The 25,683-nt window shown below is 48.6% G+C and carries 22 protein-coding genes, 5 tRNA genes and 1 pseudogene; 25 read left to right on the top strand and 3 right to left on the bottom strand.

Annotated features, from left to right (window positions below; genetic code table 11):
- Positions 1-20 precede the first annotated feature (20 nt).
- Together IEV19_RS04535 and IEV19_RS04530 are read right to left on the bottom strand one after the other, a co-directional pair.
- On the bottom strand, positions 21-653 hold the full coding sequence (locus IEV19_RS04535; protein WP_188369486.1) for an NAD(P)H-dependent oxidoreductase: 633 nt from the start codon (positions 651-653) through the stop codon (positions 21-23).
- A gap of 6 nt (positions 654-659) precedes the next feature.
- A complete protein-coding gene (locus IEV19_RS04530) occupies positions 660-1,106 on the bottom strand; it encodes a MarR family winged helix-turn-helix transcriptional regulator (protein WP_188369485.1) in 447 nt (148 codons plus the stop codon).
- A 178-nt stretch (positions 1,107-1,284) separates the two neighbouring features.
- Here IEV19_RS04530 and IEV19_RS04525 point away from each other — a divergent pair, with 178 nt between their 5' ends.
- From IEV19_RS04525 to IEV19_RS04400, 25 genes and pseudogenes are all read left to right on the top strand, one after another.
- On the top strand, positions 1,285-1,593 hold the full coding sequence (locus tag IEV19_RS04525) for a rhodanese-like domain-containing protein (protein WP_188369484.1): 309 nt from the start codon (positions 1,285-1,287) through the stop codon (positions 1,591-1,593).
- A 56-nt stretch (positions 1,594-1,649) separates the two neighbouring features.
- Positions 1,650-2,932, top strand: a pseudogene (locus IEV19_RS13815) (DUF2851 family protein).
- A 9-nt stretch (positions 2,933-2,941) separates the two neighbouring features.
- Positions 2,942-3,169: a PspC domain-containing protein gene (locus tag IEV19_RS04510; protein ID WP_129602635.1), complete on the top strand. Its 228-nt coding sequence runs from the start codon at positions 2,942-2,944 to the stop codon at positions 3,167-3,169.
- A 1-nt stretch (position 3,170) separates the two neighbouring features.
- On the top strand, positions 3,171-4,181 hold the full coding sequence (locus tag IEV19_RS04505; RefSeq protein ID WP_188369482.1) for a potassium channel family protein: 1,011 nt from the start codon (positions 3,171-3,173) through the stop codon (positions 4,179-4,181).
- 91 nt (positions 4,182-4,272) lie between these two features.
- Entirely contained in the window at positions 4,273-6,336 is a 2,064-nt protein-coding gene (locus IEV19_RS04500; protein ID WP_188369481.1) for an amino acid carrier protein, read from the top strand.
- A 296-nt stretch (positions 6,337-6,632) separates the two neighbouring features.
- Positions 6,633-7,460 carry a ComEA family DNA-binding protein gene (locus IEV19_RS04495; protein WP_188369480.1) on the top strand — a complete coding sequence of 276 codons (828 nt, stop codon included), beginning with the start codon at positions 6,633-6,635 and terminating at the stop codon, positions 7,458-7,460.
- A gap of 12 nt (positions 7,461-7,472) precedes the next feature.
- On the top strand, positions 7,473-8,636 hold the full coding sequence (locus IEV19_RS04490; protein ID WP_229732480.1) for an acyl-CoA dehydrogenase family protein: 1,164 nt from the start codon (positions 7,473-7,475) through the stop codon (positions 8,634-8,636).
- Positions 8,637-8,705: 69 nt separating this feature from the next.
- Positions 8,706-8,900, top strand: coding sequence for a 30S ribosomal protein S21 (rpsU, locus tag IEV19_RS04485; RefSeq protein WP_161434848.1), 195 nt, complete (start codon positions 8,706-8,708; stop codon positions 8,898-8,900).
- Positions 8,901-8,985: 85 nt separating this feature from the next.
- Entirely contained in the window at positions 8,986-9,876 is an 891-nt protein-coding gene (locus IEV19_RS04480) for a phage lytic cycle repressor MrpR family protein (protein ID WP_188369479.1), read from the top strand.
- A gap of 45 nt (positions 9,877-9,921) precedes the next feature.
- Positions 9,922-10,239, top strand: a complete 318-nt coding sequence (locus tag IEV19_RS04475) for an HPF/RaiA family ribosome-associated protein (protein WP_188369478.1) — start codon at positions 9,922-9,924, stop codon at positions 10,237-10,239.
- 85 nt (positions 10,240-10,324) lie between these two features.
- Positions 10,325-10,398 (top strand) — tRNA-Thr (locus IEV19_RS04470).
- A gap of 27 nt (positions 10,399-10,425) precedes the next feature.
- Positions 10,426-10,508: transfer RNA gene (locus IEV19_RS04465), tRNA-Tyr, on the top strand.
- A 206-nt stretch (positions 10,509-10,714) separates the two neighbouring features.
- Positions 10,715-10,787, top strand: a tRNA-Gly gene (locus IEV19_RS04460).
- A 91-nt stretch (positions 10,788-10,878) separates the two neighbouring features.
- Positions 10,879-10,950, top strand: a tRNA-Thr gene (locus tag IEV19_RS04455).
- A gap of 54 nt (positions 10,951-11,004) precedes the next feature.
- A complete protein-coding gene (gene tuf, locus IEV19_RS04450; RefSeq protein ID WP_188369477.1) occupies positions 11,005-12,192 on the top strand; it encodes an elongation factor Tu in 1,188 nt (395 codons plus the stop codon).
- A gap of 65 nt (positions 12,193-12,257) precedes the next feature.
- Positions 12,258-12,330: transfer RNA gene (locus IEV19_RS04445), tRNA-Trp, on the top strand.
- A 66-nt stretch (positions 12,331-12,396) separates the two neighbouring features.
- Entirely contained in the window at positions 12,397-12,582 is a 186-nt protein-coding gene (secE, locus tag IEV19_RS04440; protein WP_188369476.1) for a preprotein translocase subunit SecE, read from the top strand.
- An 8-nt stretch (positions 12,583-12,590) separates the two neighbouring features.
- Positions 12,591-13,142 (top strand): transcription termination/antitermination protein NusG, encoded by a 552-nt coding sequence (gene nusG / locus IEV19_RS04435; protein WP_188369475.1) that lies wholly within the window; start codon positions 12,591-12,593, stop codon positions 13,140-13,142.
- 71 nt (positions 13,143-13,213) lie between these two features.
- Positions 13,214-13,651, top strand: a complete 438-nt coding sequence (gene rplK / locus IEV19_RS04430) for a 50S ribosomal protein L11 (protein ID WP_188369474.1) — start codon at positions 13,214-13,216, stop codon at positions 13,649-13,651.
- A 21-nt stretch (positions 13,652-13,672) separates the two neighbouring features.
- Positions 13,673-14,362: a 50S ribosomal protein L1 gene (rplA, locus tag IEV19_RS04425; RefSeq protein WP_188369473.1), complete on the top strand. Its 690-nt coding sequence runs from the start codon at positions 13,673-13,675 to the stop codon at positions 14,360-14,362.
- Positions 14,363-14,380: 18 nt separating this feature from the next.
- Complete coding sequence (rplJ, locus tag IEV19_RS04420) at positions 14,381-14,896, top strand: 50S ribosomal protein L10 (RefSeq protein WP_188369472.1); 516 nt, start codon at positions 14,381-14,383, stop codon at positions 14,894-14,896.
- A gap of 52 nt (positions 14,897-14,948) precedes the next feature.
- Entirely contained in the window at positions 14,949-15,332 is a 384-nt protein-coding gene (rplL, locus tag IEV19_RS04415; RefSeq protein ID WP_188369471.1) for a 50S ribosomal protein L7/L12, read from the top strand.
- Between the two features lie 130 nt (positions 15,333-15,462).
- A complete protein-coding gene (rpoB, locus tag IEV19_RS04410; RefSeq protein ID WP_188369470.1) occupies positions 15,463-19,272 on the top strand; it encodes a DNA-directed RNA polymerase subunit beta in 3,810 nt (1,269 codons plus the stop codon).
- A 44-nt stretch (positions 19,273-19,316) separates the two neighbouring features.
- Positions 19,317-23,615 (top strand): DNA-directed RNA polymerase subunit beta', encoded by a 4,299-nt coding sequence (gene rpoC / locus IEV19_RS04405; protein WP_188369469.1) that lies wholly within the window; start codon positions 19,317-19,319, stop codon positions 23,613-23,615.
- Between the two features lie 60 nt (positions 23,616-23,675).
- On the top strand, positions 23,676-23,987 hold the full coding sequence (locus IEV19_RS04400; RefSeq protein WP_188369468.1) for a DUF3467 domain-containing protein: 312 nt from the start codon (positions 23,676-23,678) through the stop codon (positions 23,985-23,987).
- A 36-nt stretch (positions 23,988-24,023) separates the two neighbouring features.
- On the opposite strand, the gene IEV19_RS04395 is transcribed toward IEV19_RS04400, so the two are convergent.
- Positions 24,024-25,613, bottom strand: coding sequence for a peptide chain release factor 3 (locus IEV19_RS04395; RefSeq protein WP_188369467.1), 1,590 nt, complete (start codon positions 25,611-25,613; stop codon positions 24,024-24,026).
- Positions 25,614-25,683: the final 70 nt, after the last annotated feature.

Genomic DNA, 25,683 nt, shown 5'->3' with positions numbered 1-25,683 from the left:
TTAGATATTAGTTGTGAGAATTATATATGGGTGAATAAACTTTCTTTGGGTCTTCTGACTTTTTTAAAATGTTGGGTCTCGTCTTCTTCTGAACGGTATCCAAGGGCCACCACCACGGAGGTAGTCAGGTCTTTTTCGTCAAGTTTCAGGATCCGGTCATAGGCTTCCACTTCAAAACCTTCCATAGGGCAGGAATCGATCTCCATAACTCCTGCTGCAGAGAGCAGATTGCCGACAGCCAGATAGGTCTGCTTTGCGGCCCAGGACTCCTTCACCTCTTCAGGGAGGGGAATCAATTTTGATTTCATGAAGTCACCGTAAGCCTTCAAGCCTTCCTGGGGGATTTCACGGACATTGCTGACTTCCGAAAGGTAACTGTCGATCAGCTCCGGCCCGAAGGTCTTTTTGTTGGCAAAGACGAAAAGGTGAGACGCATCTGTGATCTGAGACTGCCCCCATGATACCTCTTTAAGCTGGGTTCTTATCTCGGGATCCGTGACCACAAATACGTGATATGGCTGGAGTCCGAAGGAAGAAGCGCTCAGGCGGGTTGCTTCTACTAACAGGTTCAGATCTCTTTCTGAGATTTTTTTATCGGTGTCAAATTTTTTCGTGGCGTATCGCCAGTTCAGACTTTCTAAATAGGAATTCATAGCAAATTATATTTTATCTAATAAGGTATTCAGTTCAATAAGTTCAGTGTCTGAGAGACCGGCAACCAGGTCCGCCTCAGTAAGGCGCATCACCTCATCCATCTTTTCGAGTACGGCCAACCCTTCTGCTGTGATCGTGATCTCCACCTTTCTCCGATTTGCTTCGCATATGGCTCGATCGACGAATCCCTTGGCCAGCAATTTATCTACGAGTCGGGTAGTATTGCTCATCTTGGAGACCATTCGGTCGTTGAGGGTGGAAAGGTTAGCGGGCCGATCTCCCTGTCCCCGCAGAATACGCAGGACATTAAATTGCTGTGGTGACACTCCGTATGGTTTCAGTGCCCCGGTGATCCTCTCCATGATCTTGTTGTTGACCAGCATCAGGTGGATCAGGGTCCTGCTGGGCAGAGGGATCTTTTTTTGGGTCTTTATGATTTCTTCAACATTCATGTAACTACAACAATTGTATATACAAATGTATACAAATATTTGAACGCCTCACTTCCTCTTGTGATAAAAATCTGTTAAAGTTTTTTCTTCCTTCAAAGGGAAACTCAGTAAAACTCCGTGATACTTTATCTCAGATTGTGAGGAAGTATTCTTATTTTTACCGTCAAAATTTTTCAATATGGCTGATCTCACGCAGGAAGAATGGGCGAAGATGTCATCTGAGGATCCCGATGGGATCATCCTGGATGTGCGCACCCCGGAAGAGGTGGAAGATGGAACTATTGGCGATGCCATGCATATAGACATCTACACGGGTCAGGCTTTTGTCGACGCTCTGGAAAAGCTCGACAAGAGTAAAAATTATTATGTGTACTGTCGGTCCGGGAATCGGAGCGGACAGGCATGTGCCATCCTCAACAGTCTGGGCTTTCCAAACGCCTATAATCTTAAAGGAGGGATCCTTGAATGGGAGGGTGAACTGAACTGAGTTCTCAGATGATCCCTTTTGAAGGTTGATTGCAGCCTGCGAGTTTACCTTGCAGGATGCGAGAATTTACACTTCACAGGATCTGGAAACAACAGGGTTTCCAACGTATTCCATTGTTTACTACTTCCGGTGATTCCCTCCAGGTCCTTGCTGCCGGATTTCTCAATACAGGATCGGGCCCCGATTTTCACCACGCTCGCATTCGGATAGACGATCAACTGTGGTCGGGGCATGTGGAATTGCACATCAGGGCCTCCGATTGGTACCTCCACGATCATCATCTAGATGAGGCCTACAACACAGTGATCCTGCACGTTGTCTGGTGTGCGGATGCTGAGGTAAGACGAAAAGACGGAACGCATATCCCAACCCTCGATCTTTCCCGATACATTTCCTCTGGGGAAATTCTCAAAGCACCGAGAGTCGACAGACCTTTAGGTACCCAGGGTATTTTGTGCAGTTCACTTTTACATTCCGTACCACTCCAACTCGTGCATTCCTGGAAAGAAGAGTTGTACGGGGAGCGTGTGTGGCAGAAAAGCGAGCAAATACTCCGTTGGAAAAGTCGTTCAGCTCACTTTTGGGACCACCTCTTTTTCAAAGCCCTGCTAAAGGGATTTGGACTCAACCTGAATGGCGAAGCTTTTGCCAGCCTGGCCAATGCAATTTCCTATCGGGTCCTGAGGAGGGTACGCTCTGATATCACATCCCTGGAAAGCCTGCTATTCGGACTATGCGGGCTGTTGGAAAGGGCAGGGGAGGTGGACAACTATTCAGGAGCCCTGCTCAGGGAATACCGCTACCTTAAATCAAGTTCAAGCTGAGTTCCGATGCCTGTCAGAACCCTCTGTTCTTTTCACTCCGCCCATCGAATTTTCCGACAATAAGACTTTCACAGCTGGCAGTGCTTTATCACAGGAGCCCCGATTTGTTCAAAAATATCAGGAATGCAGGGGATCTGGGGGAGGTGAGGAATCTATTGCAGACGGAGGCAAGCCCGTACTGGCATACGCATCATACCTTCGGCAGGGTATGTGCTCCTGTCTCGAGGAGGACGTCCACCCGATTCACCGACCTGTTGATCCTCAACACAGTGATCCCTGTTCTACTGGCCTACAGCCGAAAGACAGGACAGTTTACCTCAGACAGGTTCATCAATTGGGCTGGGGAATTAAAAGCAGAAGACAACAGGGTCGTACGTGAATTCAAACAGGAAGGGATTTGCGTGAACAACGCTCAGGAGTCCCAGGCTCTCCTGCAACTCTACAACAGGTACTGCCTTAAAAATAAATGTCTCCAATGCCGGTGGGGCATCTATTTATTGTATGGAAAATACTAATTTTAGGGCATGAATATCTTCTACCGCCTGCTGTATTTTTTTCAGAAACGGGGTTTTGAGGTTTCACGGCGAATTGCGGAAAGGCTCGGGATCAGGGCACGCGTCGTGCGTACTACCTTTATATACCTGACCTTCGTGACCCTGGGTTTCGGATTTGCCCTGTACCTGTTCCTGGCATTCTGGCTGCGGATAAAAGATCTTATTTATACCAAACGCACCTCAGTATTCGACCTGTAGAATGATCAGACTGTTCCGTTCAAAGATGTATTTCGCCTTAGCACTCACCGTGGTGGTCCTGCTCATCGGGGTCCTGGGTTATCGCTATATATCTGACTACAACTGGCTGGATGCACTCTACATGACGATCATCACTGTGACCACGGTCGGATTCATGGAAGTGAAACCCCTGGATGCCGAATCGAAGATATTTACTGTGATGCTTATCATCAGCAGTGTGATCATCTTTTCCTTTGCTCTGTCGGTGCTTACCGAATATATCCTGAGCAGAAATTCATTGCAACTCCTAAAAAAGAAGAAAGTGAAAAATCAGATCAACAGTTTGTCCAACCACGTGATCGTCTGTGGTTTTGGCCGCAACGGAATGCAGGCTGCAGAGCGTCTCAAAGCCTACAATCGCCCTTTTATAGTCATTGAACGGGATAAGGAGATCATCGAGAAATTCGAGGACGAAATACTCTTCGTGGAAGGGGATGCGAATGATGATAACGTTTTGATGGAAGCAGGAGTGGAACGTGCCAGCTATTTGATCGCCGCACTCCCGGACGATGCAGAGAACCTGTTTGTAGTACTCTCCGCAAGACAGCTCAATAAAAATCTATTCATTATCAGCAGGGCCTCTAAGGTCACCTCCCAGAAAAAACTTGAACTTGGCGGAGCCGATAAGGTAATCATGCCCGATAAGATTGGGGGAGACCATATGGCTTCCCTTGTGGTGATCCCTGACCTCATTACTTTTATGGATCAATTGTCAATGGAAGGGGAACACACCACGAACCTGGAAGAAGTGGCTATTGAGGATTTTGCGGACCAGGTCGACTGTAATTCTCTGAGAGATCTCGATCTCCGCCGGAAGACCGGCTGTACCATCATAGGGTACATAGAACCCAACGGGAAATACATTATCAATCCGGAGGCCGACATGCCTTTGATGCCCAAGAGCAAGGTCATCGTTTTGGGTAGGCCGGAACAGATCCGCAAACTGAACGAAATGTTCCATATCCAGTCCTGATATTTGGGAAAGATTATTTGATTCGGACACTTTTTTTTAAGATATTGCCCGACCGTGCAACCTACCGCCCAATAAAACCCTTATGACATACATGAAAAAGTACATTGGCATTTTTCTGTTCCTGTTCTGTGCGTCTCTTTTTTCCCAGGATCTGACGGTCCTTGGAAAAACGGTGAACCCTTCAGACAATATCAATGATGGGATGATCCAACTCGAGGTGGAAGGAGGCACACCACCCTATTCCTATAAATGGAGCAATCAACAAACCCCCCAGACCTCATCCAAGTCGAGCGGCCTGGTAGAGGGGGTGCCCTATTCTGTAACCGTAACGGATGCGGCCGGTGCTTCTGTAACCCAGGAATACACTGTAGATACGCAGTCGATTCCCGAGGTGTTTAACGGCACCATGGCCCCTGCGGTAAGCGCCCTGGGCAGTGTCCTTTTCTGGGACCCGTTTGAGGCTACCGGGATATACGATCCCGTGGTTTACGCAGATGTTAAGCTTGTGGCGACTCCCGGATGGTCTGCCACCGTGGAAGATCGATTTGTTTTGAAACAATGGCTGGCCGAAGAAGGCTCCCGGGTTAAAAAAGGACAGAAGATCGCCCTGGTTTCCCGCAACGATGGTTCCGTAGATACAGTAACAGCAGCGGTAAACGGGAAACTAAAATACCTCACCGGAGAAGGAAAGGTCATCTACAATTCCGAGAATAAGGAACACGTCATCGAACAAGGAGCACATTATCTGGCCGAGATCGAATATGACACTCCTGAAGTGGTCCGTCATCCAAACGGGGATCCCGTGACCAAGAATATCCCTTTTATCGTGATCTGGCTCGTTCTGGGAGCGACCTTCTTTACCCTCAGGATGGGATTTATCAACATCAGGGGATTCAGGCACTCTATCAGCCTGGCTAAGGGAAAGTATGACGATCCCGATGCTCCCGGACAGGTTACACATTTCCAGGCCTTGGCTACCGCAGTATCCGGTACGGTGGGCCTTGGGAATATAGCGGGAGTTGCCGTTGCGGTATCCCTTGGAGGGGCCGGGGCAACCTTCTGGATGATCGTTTGTGGTTTGCTCGGTATGTCGTCCAAATTTGTGGAATGTACCCTGGGGGTCAAGTACAGGGATATCCTTCCGGACGGCCGTGTTTTCGGAGGTCCTATGAATTACCTCAGGTATGGTCTTGAGAAGAGGAACCTCAAAGGTTTTGGCAAAGTACTCGCCGGCCTCTTTGCCGTGCTGGCTGTGGGAGCATCCTTTGGAGGAGGTAATATGTTCCAGGCAAACCAGTCATTCGAACAGCTCGCAGGTCAGTTTTCAATGCTGGAAGGCAACGGATTCTGGTTCGGTATCCTGACGGCCATCCTGGTTGGGGTGGTGATCATAGGAGGTATACAGAGTATCGCCAAAGTTACCGGAAGGGTGGTCCCCATCATGGCATCGATCTACATCATCGCTGCTTTGGCGGTGATCATTGTCAATATTGAAAATATAGGCCCTGCATTTTCGGCTATTGTCGAGGGTGCTTTCAGTCCCAGTGCACTTAAAGGCGGGGTGATAGGGGTGCTCGTTGTCGGATTCCAGCGAGCTGCTTTTTCAAATGAAGCAGGTGTGGGATCAGCGGCTATTGCTCACAGTACGGCCAAGACCAACAACCCTCCTTCTGAGGGATTTGTCGCCCTGCTGGAGCCTTTTATAGATACAGTGGTGGTTTGTACACTTACCGCTCTGGTCCTCATTTTTACCGGGATGCACGAAGTAGAAGGTATGGCTGGGGCTCAGCTCACCTCTGACGCTTTTGGCAGTGTGATCTCCTGGTTCCCTTATGTCCTTGGTATCGCAGTTTTCCTCTTCGCTTTCTCCACCATGATCTCCTGGTCTTACTACGGAATGAGGGCGTGGACGTATCTCTTTGGCAAGAGCAAGCGCTCAGAAATGATCTACAAGGTCCTGTTTTTGATCTTTGTGGTCGTTGGAGCTTCAGTAAACCTTGGTGCGGTTCTCGACTTCTCCGATATGATGATCCTGGCGATGTCTTTCCCCAATATTATAGGGTTGTATATCATGTCAGGGGAAGTTAGAAAAGATCTGGGCGATTACTGGAACAAACTGAAGAGCAATCAGCTCTACACCAAAAAAAGCTCATGATGGGCAAAATGTTCGGTTTAGACTAGTATTCCTGCCGTTCGATTTTGTGCATTACTTTTTTTTCCAAGGCATTCTACAAGGATAATTCTCTTTGCCTGCTGTGATTCTGCAGATCTGATCTGTAAATTGAGATTCATTGCCTTTGTGATCATCCGGTTTCATTCTTAAATGTGAGTGTAATTGGTTTTCTGATGCCGTGATCCTTGTGCCTGACGTTCCTCTTCCATAGAATTTCAGGGCAACCGGCTAATTATTCGGATGCATAGAGGACATTATAGTCCAGACAAGAGAATGAGATGAGACCCCCTTTCCGATATTCTAAACAGGAAAAAAGGGGAATCTCAGCCCTGCTGATCCTGATCGCAACTTTGCAATGTATCCTTTGGTTTTACAATCCCGCCTTTAAGTCAGATAAGGTTCCCTTGCTGACTATTGATAGCCTGATCATTTCCAGCCCGGAGCATCCCGCTACCGAGAGGGCAGTCAGGCCCTTCAATCCAAACTATATTAATGATTACAGAGGCTATCTTCTGGGGATGTCTGCGTTGGAACTCGACCGTCTTTACACCTTCAGGAAAAAAGGCAAGTACGTGAATTCGGCAGAGGAATTCAGAAGGGTTACTGAGATCTCAGACAGTCTGCTAAGGGTTATCGCCCCCTATCTCTCATTTCCGCAGTTCAATAAAAAACAAAAAGTGACGGTAAGAAGGAAGCAGAAACCCTTTGAATTAAAAGACCTGAACAAGGCTACTGCCGAGGATCTGCAGGCTATCTCCGGTATCGGCCCTGTGTTATCTTCTCGCATCGTTCGTTTCAGGAACAGGCTGGGGGGATTTTTGGTAGATGAACAACTTTTTGATGTATATGGTCTCGATGAGGAGGTGGGAAGACGGGCCCTTAAAGTATTCAGGGTGCAGGAGGCGCCGCCTGTCGAATTGATCTCTCTGAACCGGGCAGGGGAAGTGGAATTGTGTAAATTGGTGTATCTTGGGAAGAGGCTCGCTGAGAGGATCGTGGCCTACAGGGATAGTGTCGGCAAGTTCGACTCTATCGAACAATTAACAAAAATTGAAGATTTTCCATCTGAACGGATTAACAGAATTAAGCTATATTTGGCCCTGTAAAAAATTGCTAGAATGATCACTGGAACAATGACTGAATTTGGGTTTGATTATTCTGAGACCCAGCGAATGGTAGCGGAATCCGCAAGACAATTCGCAGAGCAGCATATCAGACCTTACGTAATGCACTGGGACGAGACCCAGGAATTCCCTGTCGACGTCTTTAAAAAGGCAGGATCTATGGGTTTTATGGGTGTTCTTGTACCCGAAAGCCTGGGAGGCTCAGGCCTGGGATATCACGAGTATATAGCCATTATAGAAGAGATCTCCAAGGTAGATCCCTCTATTGGACTTTCCATTGCCGCCCACAACTCACTTTGTACCAATCATATCCTTTCATTTGGTTCGGCTGAACAGAAAGATCGCTGGATCCCGAAACTAGCGACAGGAGAATGGATAGGTGCCTGGGGACTAACTGAGCACAATACGGGTTCCGATGCCGGGGGGATGAGTACAACCGCAGTGAAGGACGGGGATGACTGGATCCTCAATGGGGCCAAAAATTTCATTACCCACGGGAAAAGTGGTGACATCGCCGTGGTCATCGCCAGGACGGGAGAAAAAGGTGACAGTCACGGAATGACTGCCTTTGCCATTGAAAAAGGGACAAGGGGTTTTACCAGTGGAAAGAAGGAAGATAAACTGGGGATGCGGGCCAGCGAGACTGCCGAGCTGGTCTTCGACAATTGTCGAATTCCTGACGAAAACAGGATAGGAGAGATCGGCGATGGTTTTATACAATCCATGAAGATCCTCGATGGGGGTAGGATTTCCATAGGTGCCCTTTCCCTAGGGATTGCCAAAGGAGCCTATGAAGCTGCCCTTAAATATTCCAAGGAGCGGGTACAGTTCGGTAAACCGATCAGTTCTTTCCAGGGGGTTTCTTTTAAGCTTGCCGAAATGGCCACTGAAATAGAGGCCTCCGAACTGTTGCTTCACAAAGCTGCCTTCCTGAAGAACCAGGGCAGAAAGATGACTAAATGGAGTGCCATGTCTAAAATGTACGCCTCGGAAATGTGCGTCAGGGTGGCCAATGAAGCGGTACAGATTCACGGTGGCTATGGGTACACTAAGGACTTCCCGGTCGAGAAATTCTACAGGGATGCCAAGTTGTGTACGATAGGCGAGGGAACTACCGAGATTCAGAAAGTGGTGATCGCGAAGAATATTTTGAAATAAGTTTGTTTCTTATTCGGAAATCGCCTTATCTTTGCGACCCGAATCCCAAAAGAAAGGAGGTTGTAGCCCATGTTGATAATACCAGTAAAAGAAGGAGAAAACATAGACAGAGCCCTGAAGCGCTTTAAACGCAAATTCGACAGAACAGGGACCATGCGTCAGTTGAGGAAGCGCCAGCAATTCACAAAACCTTCAGTGGAACGCAGACAGCAGATCCAAAAAGCACAATATATTCAGAGTCTCCGAGATAAAGAGGAGATCTAACTCAGAAATCACTCAATTTGAAATCCTGCCTTCGGGCGGGATTTTTTTTGATCTTATCTCTATCTGCCTTTTGTATCTTTGGGATATGGCCATCGATGCTTTTATCTCTTACCTGTCTTATGAAAAAAAGTATTCCCCCCATACGGTAAAGGCATACCGGAAAGACCTGGAAGAATTCAGTGCCTTTTCCGGGGAGCGGCAACCGGGCTCGGGAATAGAGGATGCCAGCTACGGTGAGATCAGGGAGTGGATCGTTCACCTGGTAGAAGAGGGGATCAGCAACCGCAGTGTTAACCGCAAGGTGACCTCTCTTAAATCCTATTACAAATTCCTCCTCAAAGTGGGTGATGTATCTGCCAACCCGTTGGCCAGGCATAAGGCCCTTAAAACTCCTAAAAAAGTTGAGATCCCCTTCTCTCAGTCGGAGATGGGAGAGCTGTTGAACAGCATTCCTTTCGAGGACGACTTTGAAGGGGTTCGCGACAGGTTGATTATAGAACTCTTCTACGCTACCGGGATCCGTCGATCCGAATTGATCAACCTTGAGCTGCGGGATATAGACCTTTCAAAGCGGACCCTCAGGGTCCTCGGAAAACGAAACAAGGAGCGGATCATTCCTCTCTTACCGTCTACGGTACACCTGATAGAAGAATATCTTTCCCTGAGGGAGAACCAGCTTCCTTCTTCCGGGAACAAGGCGGTATTTCTGACTTCTAAAGGGAAAAAGATGTACGAAACCCTGGTTTACAGGATCATCAATGGTTATTTTAGCAAAGTATCCTCAAAAGTCAAAAAAAGTCCGCATATCCTCAGGCATACCTTCGCCACCCATATGCTCAATCAGGGAGCCGATCTGAATTCCGTCAAGGAACTGCTGGGACATTCAAGCCTGGCATCCACTCAGGTCTATACCCATAACAGTATATCGGAGCTTAAGAAAGTGCACTCCAGGGCTCACCCGAGGAATCGGAAATAAGTATAAACTTTATTATATTAAGGTATAACCCTAAAAAGTTAGCTGATGAAAGTACAAACACAAGCTGTCAACTTCACTGCAGACATCAAATTGTTGAAATTCATTCGGAAACGTCTGGATAAGCTGGATGTGTTTTACAACAGGATTGTCAATGCGGATGTATATTTAAAGGTAGAGAATGCGAGTGATAAGGAAAACAAATTGGTGGAGATTAAGGTGCACGTACCCGGCGATGTATTCATTGTTAAAAAACAATGCAAAACCTTCGAGGAAGCCGTGGATTTTGCCTGTGATTCCCTGGAACGGAAATTGCTCGCCAGGAAAAGGAAAGCAAGGGGTTTTGTCCCTTTAAAATTTTTGTGAAATAGTTTTGTTTAAAACAAAAAATATCTACATTTGCAGTCCGTTAGAAATAGCGGACTTTTTTGTGCTTGAAAAAGCGGTCAAAGCCGATGTAGCTCAGCTGGCTAGAGCACGTGATTTGTAATCTCGGGGTCGTGGGTTCGAGTCCCTCCATCGGCTCGAAAGTTCTTAAAAAACAAAGGGTTCGGGGAGATACTCAAGCGGCCAACGAGGACAGACTGTAAATCTGTTGGTTTTTACCTTCGCAGGTTCGAATCCTGCTCTCCCCACAAAGATTTTTTCAAAGTGGGCGTCAAGAGCTCGCTCTTGTAAGACCACGAGAAAAAATCTTTGATCCTGGTTCACCGAACCAGGATCACCGAACGAAGAGAGGTAATCCTTCCAAAATGGAGGTTTCTAATCAAGGATTTCAAATATCCTGGATCTGAAATAAAGGGAGATGTTCGGAAATTGAAATATTGAAATTTAAAGTAACGCGGGAGTAGCTCAGTTGGTAGAGCGTCAGCCTTCCAAGCTGAATGTCGCCGGTTCGAACCCGGTCTCCCGCTCAAGAACTTTGAGTGAACGTTTGCTGTTTGGGGTGATGGTTACACGGGGTGTGGTCAGAATTACCCCCGAACATGAACTCAAACCCAAAATGCCGACGTAGCTCAGGGGTAGAGCGTTTCCTTGGTAAGGAAGAGGTCACGGGTTCAATTCCCGTCGTTGGCTCTACGATTGGAAAAATTTGGACACTAATATAAACTAAGATCAAAATTCATTAAAATGGCAAAGGAAACCTTTAATCGTTCCAAACCGCACTTAAATATAGGTACTATTGGACACGTTGACCACGGTAAAACTACATTGACTGCCGCTATTACAACCGTATTAGCAAATGCAGGGCTATCCGAAATCAGGAGCTTCGACTCTATCGATAATGCACCTGAAGAAAAAGAAAGGGGTATTACGATCAACACGTCTCACGTTGAGTACCAGACAGCCAATCGTCACTATGCTCACGTTGACTGTCCTGGTCACGCCGACTACGTGAAGAACATGGTTACCGGTGCTGCTCAAATGGACGGTGCCATCCTCGTTGTTGCTGCAACAGATGGACCTATGCCACAAACTCGAGAGCACATCCTTCTGGGACGTCAGGTAGGTATTCCACGTATCGTTGTCTTCCTGAACAAAGTAGATATGGTAGATGATGAGGAGCTTCTCGAACTCGTTGAAATGGAAGTAAGGGAATTGCTTACCTTCTATGAGTACGACGGTGATAACGGTCCCGTAATTGCAGGTTCTGCCCTGGGTGCTCTCAATGGTGAGCAAAAGTGGGTAGACACCGTAATGGAGCTGATGGAAGCCGTTGATACCTGGATTGAACTTCCAGAAAGGGATGTTGACAAACCTTTCCTGATGCCAGTTGAAGACGTATTTACCATTACCGGTCGTGGAACTGTTGCTACAGGACGTATCGAAACAGGTGTGGCTAACACCGGAGATCCTGTAGATATCATCGGTATGGGTGCTGAGAAACTGACTTCTACTATCACCGGAGTTGAGATGTTCCGTAAGATCCTCGACAGGGGTGAAGCCGGAGACAACGTAGGTATCCTCCTCAGAGGTATCGAGAAGTCTGACATCAAAAGGGGTATGGTAATCTGCAAGCCAGGTTCTGTTAAGCCACATGCCAAGTTTGAGGCTGAGGTCTATATCTTGAAAAAAGAAGAAGGTGGACGTCACACTCCTTTCCACAACAACTACCGTCCACAGTTCTACGTAAGGACTACAGACGTGACAGGAACAATCAACCTGCCAAGTGGAGTTGAGATGGTAATGCCAGGTGATAACCTGACCATTTCTGTAGATCTTCTCCAGCCAATCGCCCTTAACGTGGGTCTGAGATTCGCGATCCGTGAAGGTGGTAGGACTGTAGGAGCCGGACAGGTTACCAAGATTTTAGATTAATTCTAAGAAGTAAATAAGCTTGAGGGTGTCCCGCTACGGCGGGATGCCTTTCAATGCAAATAGATACGGGTGTAGCTCAGTTGGTAGAGCACCGGTCTCCAAAACCGGGTGTCGGGAGTTCGAGTCTCTCCTCCCGTGCACAGTAAGAGAAAGAAGGGAGTTTTTAGAGAACGGTCGATTTTCCCTCCTTAAAATTAAAACAGCATGATTACCTATATAAGAGAATCTTTTGAAGAGTTGAAACACAACGTCTCTCTGCCCACCAGGGCTGAGGCCTCAAACCTGATGGTAATCGTCGCTGTTTTTTCCATCCTGTTCGCTTTGGCGACCTGGGGTGTGGATACGGTGTTCAGCAAGTTGATTCAACTGTATTTCGACACCTTAAACTAACGTAGGCCATGTCTGAAGTTCTGGAGAAAAAATGGTATGTGGTAAGGGCCGTCAGCGGTCAGGAAAACAAGATCAAGGGCTATATTGAGTCCGAGGTTGAAAGAGCCGGCTTTGGGGATTACCTGGAAGAGGTTCTGGTACCTACGGAAAAGGTAGTACAGATCCGCAATGGCAAGAAGATCAACAAGGAAAGGGTTTATTTTCCCGGTTATATCATGATCAAGGCCAACCTGGGGGGTGAGATGATTCACATCATCCGCTCCATCACTAATGTGATCGGCTTCCTGGGTGAGACCAAGGGGGGAGACCCTGTACCGCTTCGAAAGTCCGAAGTGAACCGTATGCTCGGGAAAGTGGATGAGCTGGCTGTCAATACAGACAGTGTAGCTATTCCTTTTGTTCTGGGAGAAACGGTAAAGGTAATAGATGGGCCATTCAACGGTTTCAATGGAACCGTGGAGCGCATCAACGAGGAGAAACGCAAGCTGGAGGTAATGGTGAAGATCTTTGGAAGAAAGACCCCTCTGGAACTGAGTTACATGCAGGTAGAAAAAGTATAATACAAATGTTACATATATAAAGGCTGTGTTGCTTCCAATTTAAACACGGTTTTGACATTTAATTTCAAACAATGGCAAAAGAAGTAAGTAAAGTAGTTAAACTACAAGTTAGGGGAGGTGCTGCGAATCCGTCGCCACCGGTTGGACCCGCTTTAGGTGCTGCCGGCGTTAACATCATGGAGTTCTGTAAGCAGTTCAATGCCAGAACCCAGGACAAGCAGGGGAAAGTCCTGCCTGTGGTTATCACCGTGTACAAGGACAAGTCATTCGACTTTGTCGTAAAGACACCACCAGCGGCAGTGCAACTTATGGAAGCGGCTAAGATTAAAAAAGGATCTGGCGAACCTAACCGAGTTAAATCAGGGAATGTTACCTGGGACCAGGTGAAAGCCATCGCAGAAGACAAAATGGTGGACCTCAATGCGTTTACCGTTGAATCTGCCATGAGCATGGTTGCCGGAACTGCGAGATCCATGGGTCTCAAGGTGGCAGGTAAGAAACCTTTTTAAATCTTATAAAGGCATTTTTATATGGGAAAATTAACAAAGAAGCAAAAAGAAGCCAGGGCTAGAATTGAGAAAGACAAACTCTACTCCCTGGAAGAAGCTTCTGCCCTGATCAAGGAAATCACCAAAACCAAATTTGATGCATCTGTCGATATCGCTGTCCGCCTGGGCGTGGATCCGCGTAAGGCAAACCAAATGGTACGGGGGGTAGTGACCCTGCCTCACGGTACCGGGAAAGATGTAAAAGTTTTGGCCCTGGTGACTCCGGACAAGGAAGCAGAAGCGAAGGAAGCCGGTGCGGATTTCGTCGGTTTGGATGAGTATCTCGATAAGATAAAAGGTGGGTGGACAGACGTAGACGTCATTATCACCATGCCAAGCGTGATGGGTAAACTCGGTCCCCTTGGTAGGGTACTGGGCCCACGCGGACTCATGCCTAACCCCAAGACGGGAACCGTGACCATGGACATCGGCAAGGCCGTATCCGAGGTAAAAGCCGGTAAGATAGATTTCAAGGTGGATAAGACCGGGATCGTACACGCTGCCATAGGAAAGGCCTCCTTTCCTGCAGAGAAGATCGCGGGCAATGCCAAAGAACTCCTCGATACGCTGGTGAAGTTGAAACCCACAGCGGCCAAAGGAGTGTATATGAAGAGCATCTACATGTCAAGCACCATGAGTCCCAGTGTTCAATTAGATCCCAAAGCGGTTTAATTCTGAAAACGTAAAAGAATGACAAGAGAAGAAAAAGCTACGGTAATACAAGATCTGACTGCACAGCTGGCCGAGAATTCGACCATTTACCTGGCCGATATTTCGGGCTTGGATGCCCTGACTACCTCTGAGCTGAGAAGGGCCTGCTTTAAGGCAAACATCAAGCTCTCCGTGGTCAAGAACACCTTGCTGGCAAAAGCCATGGAGGCTTCAGATAAAGAATTCGGGGAACTCCCTGAGGTACTTACGGGAAATACATCCCTTATGTTCTCAGAAACAGGGAACGCCCCGGCCAAACTGATCAAAACCTTCAGGAAGAAGGCCGATAAACCCTTATTGAAAGGTGCATTTATCGAAGAGGCCATCTTTGTTGGGGATGATAAGTTAGATACCCTGGTAAGTATCAAGTCTAAGGAGGAAGTGATCGGAGATATCATCGGATTGCTCCAGTCTCCAGCCAAGAATGTGATCTCCGGCCTGAAATCAGGTGGAGGCAAGCTGGCGGGTATCCTCAAGACCTTATCAGAAAGATAATCAGTACGCACTAAAACAAGTATATTTTAAAATTTTATTAAACGATAGAAAAATGGCAGATTTAAAAGAATTCGCAGAACAGTTGGTCAACCTTACCGTAAAAGAGGTAAACGAATTGGCTGACATCCTAAAAGAAGAGTATGGCATTGAGCCTGCTGCTGCAGCTGTTGCTGTTGCCGCTGGCGGAGCTGCCGGAGGTGGAGAAGCTGAAGCCGCTGAGGAAAAAACAGAATTTGATGTGATCCTGAAAGCAGCCGGTGCCTCTAAACTCGCTGTAGTTAAATTGGTGAAAGAACTGACCGGTCTTGGGCTGAAAGACGCTAAGGACATCGTAGACAGTGCACCAAAAGCCGTTAAAGAAGCTGTGTCTAAGGACGAAGCTGAAGGCATCAAAAAATCTTTGGAAGAAGCAGGAGCAGAAGTTGAGCTTAAATAATTGCTACGACCATACGGTTTTGGTTTAGGTCTTTCCGCCTTACGGTGGCTAGACCTAAACCCTTTTATAGATAGTATATAAAGTCATATACCACCCATCACAGTATTCACGTTCAAAATTTTGTCCATAGATGTTCACAAAACAGACTGAAAGAATAAGTTTCGCATCCGCTAAGAACATACCGGACTACCCGGATTTCTTGGACATTCAGATTAAATCATTTCAAGATTTTTTTCAGCTTGAAACAAAATCTGACGAGAGGGGCAATGAAGGTCTTTACAATACCTTCATGGAAAACTTTCCCATCACCGATACTAGGAACCAATTCGTATTGGAATTCCTCGATTACTTTATAGACCCTCCGCGTTACTCCATTCAGGAGTGTATTGAACGCGGACTCACCTACAGTGTACCTCTCAAGGCCCGGCTCAAGCTGTACTGTACAGATCCGGAACACGAGGATTTTGAGACAATTGTTCAGGATGTCTACCTGGGGACCATTCCATACATGACCCCCAGCGGGACCTTTGTGATCAACGGAGCTGAACGCGTGGTCGTATCCCAGTTGCATCGTTCACCCGGTGTGTTCTTCGGGCAGTCTTTCCACGCCAATGGTACCAAATTGTACTCGGCCCGGGTAATCCCTTTTAAAGGTTCCTGGATCGAGTTCGCCACGGACATCAACAGCGTGATGTACGCCTATATCGACAGAAAGAAAAAATTACCGGTAACCACTCTGTTCAGGGCGATCGGCTTCGAGAGGGACAAGGACATCCTCGAGATTTTCGACCTTTCTGAAGAAGTGAAGGTTACCAAAACAGGACTTACCAAAGTCCTCGGCAGGAAACTCGCAGCGAGGGTTCTCAATACCTGGCATGAGGATTTCGTGGATGAGGATACCGGGGAGGTAGTCTCCATCGAGCGTAATGAGATCATCCTCGACAGGGATACCATCCTTGAGAAAGACCACATCCAACAGATCATAGACGCCGATGTGAAAACCATCCTTCTGCACAAGGAGAACAATGCACAGAGCGACTATGCCATCATCCACAATACGCTCCAGAAAGACCCCACAAACTCCGAAAAAGAGGCTGTGGAACACATCTACCGCCAATTGAGGAATGCAGAACCGCCGGATGAAGAGACTGCGAGGGGCATCATAGACAAACTGTTCTTCTCAGACCAGAGGTACAACCTCGGGGAAGTGGGAAGGTACAGGATGAACAAGAAATTAGGACTCGATATCGGGATGGACAAACAGGTCCTCACCAAAGAGGATATCATCACCATTATCAAGTACCTCATAGAACTGATCAACTCCAAAGCGGAGATCGACGATATTGACCACCTTTCCAACAGAAGGGTAAGAACCGTAGGCGAGCAGCTTTCTGCACAATTCGGTGTAGGGCTGGCGCGTATGGCCAGAACGATCCGGGAAAGGATGAACGTAAGGGACAACGAGGTGTTTACACCTATCGACCTTATCAATGCGAAGACCCTTTCATCTGTCATCAATTCCTTCTTCGGGACCAACCAGCTGTCCCAGTTCATGGACCAGACCAACCCTCTTGCAGAGATCACTCACAAGAGAAGGCTGTCTGCTCTTGGGCCAGGCGGACTTTCAAGGGAAAGAGCCGGATTCGAAGTAAGGGACGTTCACTATACCCACTACGGAAGGCTTTGTCCGATCGAGACGCCGGAAGGACCAAATATTGGTTTGATCTCGTCTCTTTCCGTCTTTGCCAAGGTAAACTCCATGGGCTTCCTGGAAACTCCTTATCGCAAGGTTGCTGATGGGAAGGTAGATACCAAGGATTATGTATTCCTCAGTGCTGAGGAAGAAGAAGGAATGAAGATCGCCCAGGCGAACATTCCTCTGAAGAAAGACGGCACTATAGACAGGGAGAAGGTGATCGCACGGGAGGAAGGTGACTTCCCCGTCGTTGATCCCTCTGAGGTAAATTACACGGATGTGGCGCCCAACCAGATCGCATCCATCTCTGCCTCCCTCATCCCATTCCTGGAGCACGACGATGCTAACCGGGCCCTGATGGGATCGAACATGATGCGGCAGGCAGTACCCCTTTTGAAACCCCAGTCCCCCATCGTGGGAACCGGACTCGAAAGACAGGTAGCCTCAGATTCACGTGTTCTGATCAATGCAGAAGGTGATGGTGTCATCGAATACGTAGACGCCCAGAAGATCGTCATCAAGTACAACCGTACCGATGAGGAAAGACTGGTGAGTTTTGACGAAGATTCCAAGACATACGAACTGGTCAAGTTCCGCAAGACGAACCAGGGGACCAGTATCAACCTCAAACCCATCGTAAGAAAAGGGGACAAGGTGAAAAAAGGACAGGTACTCTGTGAGGGTTATGCGACCGAGAGCGGAGAACTTGCCCTGGGTAGAAACCTGAAAGTGGCCTTTATGCCCTGGAAGGGATACAACTTCGAGGATGCGATCGTGATCTCTGAGAAAGTGGTCCGGGAAGATATCTTCACTTCTATCCACATAGATGAGTACTCTCTGGAAGTTCGCGATACCAAACTGGGAGCTGAGGAACTGACCAATGATATCCCCAACGTTTCGGAAGAAGCGACCAAAGATCTCGATGAATACGGAATGATCCGCATTGGGGCAGAGGTAAAACCCGGTGACATCCTTATTGGTAAGATCACTCCGAAGGGAGAATCTGATCCTACTCCGGAAGAAAAACTCCTTCGCGCCATCTTCGGCGATAAGGCGGGAGACGTTAAGGACGCCTCTTTGAAAGCTTCTCCATCGCTCAGAGGAGTGGTGATCGACAAGAAATTGTTCTCCAGGTCCATCAAGGACAAGCGCAAGCGTTCCGAGGATAAGGAGGCGATCAACGCCCTGGAGCTCGAATACGAAGTGAAATTCCAGGAGCTGAAGGACATCCTGGTGGAAAAACTCTTTAAGCTGGTCAATGGAAAAACCTCACAAGGGGTGGTCAATGACCTGGGTGAAGAAGTGCTGCCAAAGGGCAAGAAGTACACCATGAAGATGCTCAATGCCGTGGACGATTTCGCCCACTTGGTAAGCGGCAGCTGGACAACGGATAAAGCGACCAATGTGATGGTGGCCGATCTGTTGCACAACTATAAGATCAAATTGAACGACCTTCAGGGGAACCTGAGAAGGGATAAATTCACTATCTCCGTAGGGGATGAACTCCCAGCCGGGATCATGAAATTGGCCAAGGTGTACATCGCCAAGAAGAGGAAGCTGAAAGTAGGGGACAAGATGGCAGGACGCCACGGAAACAAAGGTATCGTGGCTCGTATCGTCCGTCAGGAAGACATGCCTTTCCTGGAGGATGGAACACCTGTAGACATCGTACTGAACCCGCTTGGGGTACCTTCGAGGATGAATATCGGACAGATCTATGAAACCGTATTGGGCTGGGCCGGTCAGAATCTGGGTCAGAAATACGCCACCCCGATCTTTGACGGGGCCACGATAGACGAGATCGATAAACTGACAGACGAAGCCGGCATCCCGAGATTCGGACACACCTATCTCTATGATGGTGGAACCGGAGAGCGATTCGACCAGGCTGCGACAGTAGGTGTGATCTACATGCTCAAATTAGGCCACATGGTCGATGACAAGATGCACGCCCGATCTATCGGACCTTATTCCCTAATCACCCAGCAACCTCTGGGAGGTAAGGCACAGTTCGGTGGACAGCGTTTCGGGGAAATGGAAGTGTGGGCCCTGCAGGCCTACGGAGCCTCTGCTACCCTGAGGGAGATCCTCACCGTGAAGTCTGACGACGTGATCGGAAGGGCAAAGACCTACGAATCGATCGTCAAGGGAGAGACCATGCCGGAACCCGGCTTGCCGGAATCCTTCAACGTATTGATGCACGAGCTGAAAGGCCTCGGCCTCGATATCCGACTGGAGGAATAATATAAGTACCTGTTACACAATCATTTAGTATCACTAATAGCATTATGGCTAGACATCACGATAACACAGCAGTAAAAAGGTTTAACAAGATTTCCATCGGTCTGGCTTCTCCGGAAGCCATCCTGGCTGAGTCCAGGGGGGAGGTCCTCAAGCCTGAGACGATCAATTACAGGACGCACAAGCCGGAAAGGGACGGGTTGTTCTGTGAGCGTATCTTTGGTCCGGTAAAGGACTACGAATGCGCCTGTGGAAAGTATAAGAGAATCCGTTACCGCGGGATCGTTTGTGATCGCTGCGGAGTGGAAGTAACCGAAAAGAAAGTACGTAGGGACCGTGTAGGGCACATCAACCTGGTGGTTCCCGTAGCCCATATTTGGTATTTCCGTTCTCTGCCTAACAAGATAGGTTACCTGCTGGGCCTGCCATCCAAGAAACTGGATATGATCATCTACTACGAAAGGTATGTAGTGATCCAGCCTGGTATCGCCAAAGGACCGGAAGGGGAGGAGCTGCAGATGCTCGATTTCCTCACCGAAGAGGAATACCTGAACATCCTGGAGACCATCCCACCGGAGAACCAGTACCTCGAAGATTCAGATCCCAATAAGTTCATCGCCAAGATGGGGGCCGAGTGTCTTATAGACCTCCTTTCCAGGATCGATCTCAAGGAACTCTCTTACGATCTCAGGCATAAGGCCAATACGGAAACCTCCAAACAAAGGAAAACAGAAGCCCTTAAAAGGCTGCAAGTAGTAGAGGCCCTGAGGGAATCTCAGGACAACCGCGAGAACCGTCCCGAGTGGATGATCATGAAGGTGATCCCTGTGATCCCACCGGAACTGAGGCCTTTGGTACCTCTTGATGGTGGCCGTTTTGCGACTTCTGACCTCAACGACCTGTACCGCAGGGTGATCATCCGAAACAACCGTCTGAAAAGACTGATGGAGATCAAGGCTCCTGAGGTGATCCTCAGGAACGAGAAGAGGATGCTGCAGGAAGCCGTCGATTCCCTTTTTGACAATACGCGAAAAGCCTCTGCTGTCAAGACAGAGTCTAACAGGCCTCTGAAATCCCTTTCCGACTCCCTCAAAGGGAAACAGGGAAGGTTCCGTCAGAACCTCCTCGGAAAGCGGGTGGATTACTCAGCCCGTTCCGTGATCGTCGTAGGTCCCGAAATGAGCCTGTACGAGTGTGGTTTGCCCAAGGACATGGCCGCTGAACTCTACAAGCCTTTTGTGATCCGAAAACTCATCGAGAGAGGGATCGTAAAAACTGTAAAATCCGCTAAAAAGATCATAGATAAGAAGGAGCCCGTGGTATGGGATATCCTGGAGAACGTCCTCAAAGGACACCCCGTGTTGCTGAACCGGGCCCCCACCCTGCACAGGCTGGGAATCCAGGCCTTCCAGCCCAGACTGATCGAAGGTAAGGCTATCCGTTTGCACCCGCTGGTGTGTACGGCTTTTAACGCCGACTTCGACGGGGACCAGATGGCCGTTCACCTTCCGTTAGGTCCGGAGGCTATCCTGGAAGCCCAGCTGTTGATGCTGGCCTCCCACAACATCCTGAACCCGGCTAACGGTTCACCCATTACCGTTCCTTCTCAGGATATGGTACTTGGGTTGTACTATATGACCAAGGAGCGTAAATCTACCAAGGAAAAGCCTGTAAAAGGGGAAGGCCTGACATTCTACTCCTACGAGGAGGTGGTCATCGCCTTTAACGAAGGCAAGGTGGAGCTCAACGCCGGGATCAAGGTAAGGGCCAAGGATTTCAATGAAAAAGGAGAGCTGGTCAACCAGATCATAGAGACTACCGTCGGTAGGGTCCTCTTTAATATGGTTGTGCCGGAGGAAGCCGGTTATGTGAATGAGGTTCTGAACAAGAAATCCCTGAGGGATATCATCGGAAAGATCCTTTCTGTGACTGACGTACCCACCACAGCCGAATTCCTGGATAAGATCAAGACGATGGGATATGAATTCGCCTTCAAAGGGGGATTGTCCTTCAGCCTTGGGGATATCATCATCCCACAGGAGAAACACGAAATGATCGCCGATGCCAATCAACAGGTAGACGGTATCATGATGAACTATAACATGGGTCTGATCACCAATAACGAGCGTTACAACCAGGTGATCGACGTGTGGACCTCAACCAACGCCATGCTTACCGAGCTGGCCATGAAGAGGATACGCGAAGACCAGCAGGGCTTTAACTCCGTGTATATGATGCTCGATTCAGGGGCCAGGGGGTCCAAGGAGCAGATCCGTCAGCTGACGGGAATGCGCGGACTGATGGCGAAACCCAAGAAATCGACTGCCGGAGGTGGGGAGATCATCGAGAACCCCATCCTTTCCAACTTTAAGGAAGGTCTGTCTATCCTTGAGTACTTTATCTCTACCCACGGTGCCCGTAAAGGTCTTGCCGATACGGCTCTTAAAACGGCGGATGCCGGTTACCTGACCCGTAGGCTGGTAGACGTGTCTCAGGATGTGATCGTCAACATCGAGGATTGCGGCACGCTCAGGGGGATTGAAGTGGAAAGCCTCAAGAAGAACGAGGAAGTTGTAGAAACCCTCGGGGAAAGAATCCTGGGAAGGGTATCCCTTCACGATGTCTATGACCCGCTTACAGAGGAATTGATCCTCAAGGCCGGGGAAGAGATCATGGAGGCCGACGTGAAGAAGATCGAAGCCTCGCCTATCGAGAAGGTCGAAGTGCGGTCTGCGTTGACTTGTGAAGCCCAAAAAGGTATCTGTGCCAAGTGTTACGGCCGTAACCTGGCTACCAACAAGATGGTACAAAGAGGAGAAGCTGTAGGTGTGGTTGCTGCCCAGTCTATCGGGGAACCCGGAACACAGCTTACCCTGAGAACCTTCCACGTGGGAGGTATCGCAGGGAACATCTCTGAAGACAACAAGCTGGAAGCCCGATTCGACGGTAAGGCCGAGATCGAGGACCTGCGCACCGTTAAAGGACAAAACAACGAAGGGAAACCCGTTGATATCGTGATCTCCAGGACATCTGAGATCAAGATTGTCGACAACAAGACAGGTATTACCCTGAGTACGAATAACATACCTTACGGATCACAGCTCTTCGTGAAGAATGGAGCCAAGATCGAAAAAGGACAGCTGATCTGTCAGTGGGATCCATATAACGGGGTGATCGTTTCCGAATTTACCGGAAAGATCGTCTATGAGAATATCGAACAAGGTGTTACTTACCAGGTCGAGATCGACGAGCAGACCGGATTCCAGGAGAAGGTGATCACCGAATCAAGGAACAAGAGGCTCATCCCGACCCTGCTGATCAAGAACAGCAAGGACGAGGTACTGAGATCTTACAACCTGCCTGTTGGTTCCCACCTGATGGTGGATGACGGAGAAAAGATCAAGGAAGGAAAGATCCTGGTCAAGATCCCGAGAAAATCTGCCAAGACTGGTGATATCACGGGTGGTCTGCCAAGGGTGACCGAATTGTTCGAAGCCCGTAACCCATCTAACCCTGCAGTGGTCTCTGAGATCGACGGGGTGGTTTCCTTCGGGAAGATCAAGAGGGGTAACCGGGAGATCATCATCGAATCCAAACTGGGCGAGCAGAAGAAGTATCTCGTAAAACTCTCTAACCAGATCCTGGTGCAGGAGAACGATTACGTACGTGCCGGTATGCCGCTTTCAGATGGTTCCGTGACCCCGGAAGATATCCTGGCCATCAAAGGACCTTCTGCTGTACAGCAATACCTGGTCAACGAAGTACAGGAAGTATATCGTCTCCAGGGGGTGAAGATCAACGACAAACACTTTGAGGTGGTCGTGAGACAGATGATGAGGAAGGTAAGGATAGAGGATCCGGGAGATACGATCTTCCTGGAGAATCAGCTGGTACACAAGGACGACTTTATCCAGGAGAATGATGAGATCTTCGGCAAGAAGGTCGTGGAGGATAAAGGAGATTCTGAAAACCTGAAAGCCGGGCAGATCATTACAGCCCGAGAGCTCAGGGACGAGAATTCCATCCTGAAGAGGGCCGACAAGGCACTGGTCACTGCACGTGACGCGGTTGCTGCAACGGCAACCCCTGTACTCCAGGGGATTACCAGGGCGTCCCTCCAGACTAAGTCCTTCATCTCAGCGGCTTCCTTCCAGGAAACTACCAAGGTGTTGAACGAAGCTGCCGTAAGCGGTAAGGTAGACGATCTGGAAGGCCTGAAAGAGAATGTGATCGTCGGTCACAGGATCCCGGCCGGTACCGGTATGCGCGACTATGAATCCATCATCGTGGGCTCCAAGCAGGAGTACGAGGAGATCATGGCCCGTAAGGAAGAATTGAAATTCTAAAATCAAAAACCCTCAACCTTCCGGTTGGGGGTTTTTTATTCACATTAAAAGCAAGTGGTTATGGCCGAGAATGAGAAAAAACAGAAACAGATCAACATAGAGCTGGATGAGAAGACCGCGGAGGGTACCTACTCCAACCTGGCCATCATCAACCATTCAGTTTCGGAGTTTGTGATCGATTTTATCAGTCTGATGCCGGGGGCGCCGAAGGCGAAAGTGAAGAGCCGCATCGTGCTCACCCCTCAACACGCCAAGAAATTTCTCAAAGCGCTTAACGAGAACGTGAGTCGTTTCGAAAAGGCCCACGGCACGATCAAGGATTATGAACAACCTCCTATCCCGCTTAATTTCGGGCCTACAGGGGAGGCATAGAATAAAATCCGGATGATCTCCGGATTTTTTTTGCTGTCAATCGAACTCAGAAGTAAAATGCAGTTTTACCTTGGGGTACTTCTGCTGGGTCATCTGGAGGGAAAAGGCCGAATCGGCCAGGAAGACGAGCTGCCCCCTTTTATCCTTGGCTAAAAACTTCTGTTTGACCCTCTTGAATTCTGCGAATTCCTCACTTTTAGGATCCTCCGGCTCCACCCAGCAAGCTTTGTGCACCGGAAAGTTCTCATAGGTGCACTTGGCCCCGTATTCGTGTTCCAAACGGTACTGGATCACCTCGTACTGCAGGGCTCCCACTGTGCCGATGACTTTCCTTCCGTTCATCTCCAGGGTAAAGAGCTGAGCTACCCCTTCATCCATCAGCTGGTCTATCCCTTTGTTGAGTTGCTTGGCTTTCATCGGATCGGCGTTGTTGATATAGCGGAAGTGCTCGGGTGAAAAGCTGGGAATCCCCTTGTAGTGTATGACCTCCCCTTCGGTTAGGGTATCCCCGATCTTAAAATTCCCCGTGTCGTGCAGGCCGACAATATCTCCCGGGAAGGAAACGTCTACGATCTCCTTTTTCTCAGCAAAAAAGGCATTTGGGCTGGAGAATTTCAGTTTTTTATCGTGACGTACGTGCAGGTAGGGTTTGTTGCGTTCAAAGGTGCCCGATACCACCTTAACGAAGGCGAGTCGGTCCCGGTGTTTCGGGTCCATGTTGGCGTGGATCTTGAATACAAAGCCTGTCATTTGCTTCTCATCGGCCCTGACCATCCTTTCTTCCGCCTTTTTATCCCTGGGCGGAGGTGCGATCTCGATAAAACAATCGAGCAGTTCCCTTACCCCGAAATTATTCAGGGCTGAGCCGAAGAAAACGGGTTGCTGGTCTCCTTTTAGGTATGCCTCCTTATCAAAGTCGGGGTACACCGCCTGGATGAGTTCCAGGTGTTCCCTGAGGTCATCGGCTGCCTTGTTCCCGATGATCTTTTCAAGCTCGGGATTGCTCAGATCGTCGAAGGCGATCGTCTCCTCAATGTTCTTTTTGCTATCGCCACTGAACAGGTTGATGTTCTTCTCGTAGATATTGTATATCCCCTTGAAATCATATCCCATACCGATGGGAAAGCTCAGGGGTGTCACTGTGAGTCCCAGTTTCTGTTCCACTTCGTCCAGGAGATCGAACGCATCCTTTCCCTCCCTGTCGAGTTTATTGATAAAAACGATCATAGGGATCTTGCGCATCCGGCATACCTCGACGAGTTTCTCAGTCTGTTCCTCTACCCCTTTGGCCACGTCGATGACCACGATCACGCTGTCTACGGCCGTCAGGGTCCGGAAGGTGTCTTCTGCAAAATCCTTGTGCCCCGGTGTATCGAGGATGTTGATCTTTTTGTCTTTGTAATGAAAGGCCAGAACCGAAGTGGCAACGGAAATCCCACGCTGCCGCTCGATCTCCATAAAATCACTGGTGGCCGATTTCTTGATCTTATTGCTTTTGACCGCTCCTGCTTCCTGAATGGCACCTCCGAACAACAGCAATTTTTCTGTAAGGGTGGTCTTTCCCGCATCCGGGTGGGAGATGATACCAAATGTCCTGCGCTTTGCGATCTCTTTTTTAAAATTCACTGCAAAAATTTTTGCAAAAATAGTGGAATTTATCGGGTTGACTCCGAGTAGCGTGAACATAAAGCAAAGG

It is taken from the genome of Muriicola marianensis (assembly GCF_014638095.1).
GTDB classification, from domain to species: Bacteria; Bacteroidota; Bacteroidia; order Flavobacteriales; family Flavobacteriaceae; genus Muriicola; species Muriicola marianensis.
This window is presented reverse-complemented; position numbering and strand designations above follow the sequence as displayed.

What these genes read in the sequence shown, in the direction of transcription:
- IEV19_RS04535 (WP_188369486.1), bottom strand. Translation starts at nt 653, where the DNA reads ATGAATTCCTATTTAGAAAGTCTGAACTGGCGATACGCCACGAAAAAA.
- IEV19_RS04530 (WP_188369485.1), bottom strand. Translation starts at nt 1,106, where the DNA reads ATGAATGTTGAAGAAATCATAAAGACCCAAAAAAAGATCCCTCTGCCC.
- IEV19_RS04525 (WP_188369484.1), top strand. Translation starts at nt 1,285, where the DNA reads ATGGCTGATCTCACGCAGGAAGAATGGGCGAAGATGTCATCTGAGGAT.
- IEV19_RS04510 (WP_129602635.1), top strand. Translation starts at nt 2,942, where the DNA reads ATGAATATCTTCTACCGCCTGCTGTATTTTTTTCAGAAACGGGGTTTT.
- IEV19_RS04505 (WP_188369482.1), top strand. Translation starts at nt 3,171, where the DNA reads ATGATCAGACTGTTCCGTTCAAAGATGTATTTCGCCTTAGCACTCACC.
- IEV19_RS04500 (WP_188369481.1), top strand. Translation starts at nt 4,273, where the DNA reads ATGAAAAAGTACATTGGCATTTTTCTGTTCCTGTTCTGTGCGTCTCTT.
- IEV19_RS04495 (WP_188369480.1), top strand. Translation starts at nt 6,633, where the DNA reads ATGAGACCCCCTTTCCGATATTCTAAACAGGAAAAAAGGGGAATCTCA.
- IEV19_RS04490 (WP_229732480.1), top strand. Translation starts at nt 7,473, where the DNA reads ATGATCACTGGAACAATGACTGAATTTGGGTTTGATTATTCTGAGACC.
- rpsU (WP_161434848.1), top strand. Translation starts at nt 8,706, where the DNA reads ATGTTGATAATACCAGTAAAAGAAGGAGAAAACATAGACAGAGCCCTG.
- IEV19_RS04480 (WP_188369479.1), top strand. Translation starts at nt 8,986, where the DNA reads ATGGCCATCGATGCTTTTATCTCTTACCTGTCTTATGAAAAAAAGTAT.
- IEV19_RS04475 (WP_188369478.1), top strand. Translation starts at nt 9,922, where the DNA reads ATGAAAGTACAAACACAAGCTGTCAACTTCACTGCAGACATCAAATTG.
- tuf (WP_188369477.1), top strand. Translation starts at nt 11,005, where the DNA reads ATGGCAAAGGAAACCTTTAATCGTTCCAAACCGCACTTAAATATAGGT.
- secE (WP_188369476.1), top strand. Translation starts at nt 12,397, where the DNA reads ATGATTACCTATATAAGAGAATCTTTTGAAGAGTTGAAACACAACGTC.
- nusG (WP_188369475.1), top strand. Translation starts at nt 12,591, where the DNA reads ATGTCTGAAGTTCTGGAGAAAAAATGGTATGTGGTAAGGGCCGTCAGC.
- rplK (WP_188369474.1), top strand. Translation starts at nt 13,214, where the DNA reads ATGGCAAAAGAAGTAAGTAAAGTAGTTAAACTACAAGTTAGGGGAGGT.
- rplA (WP_188369473.1), top strand. Translation starts at nt 13,673, where the DNA reads ATGGGAAAATTAACAAAGAAGCAAAAAGAAGCCAGGGCTAGAATTGAG.
- rplJ (WP_188369472.1), top strand. Translation starts at nt 14,381, where the DNA reads ATGACAAGAGAAGAAAAAGCTACGGTAATACAAGATCTGACTGCACAG.
- rplL (WP_188369471.1), top strand. Translation starts at nt 14,949, where the DNA reads ATGGCAGATTTAAAAGAATTCGCAGAACAGTTGGTCAACCTTACCGTA.
- rpoB (WP_188369470.1), top strand. Translation starts at nt 15,463, where the DNA reads ATGTTCACAAAACAGACTGAAAGAATAAGTTTCGCATCCGCTAAGAAC.
- rpoC (WP_188369469.1), top strand. Translation starts at nt 19,317, where the DNA reads ATGGCTAGACATCACGATAACACAGCAGTAAAAAGGTTTAACAAGATT.
- IEV19_RS04400 (WP_188369468.1), top strand. Translation starts at nt 23,676, where the DNA reads ATGGCCGAGAATGAGAAAAAACAGAAACAGATCAACATAGAGCTGGAT.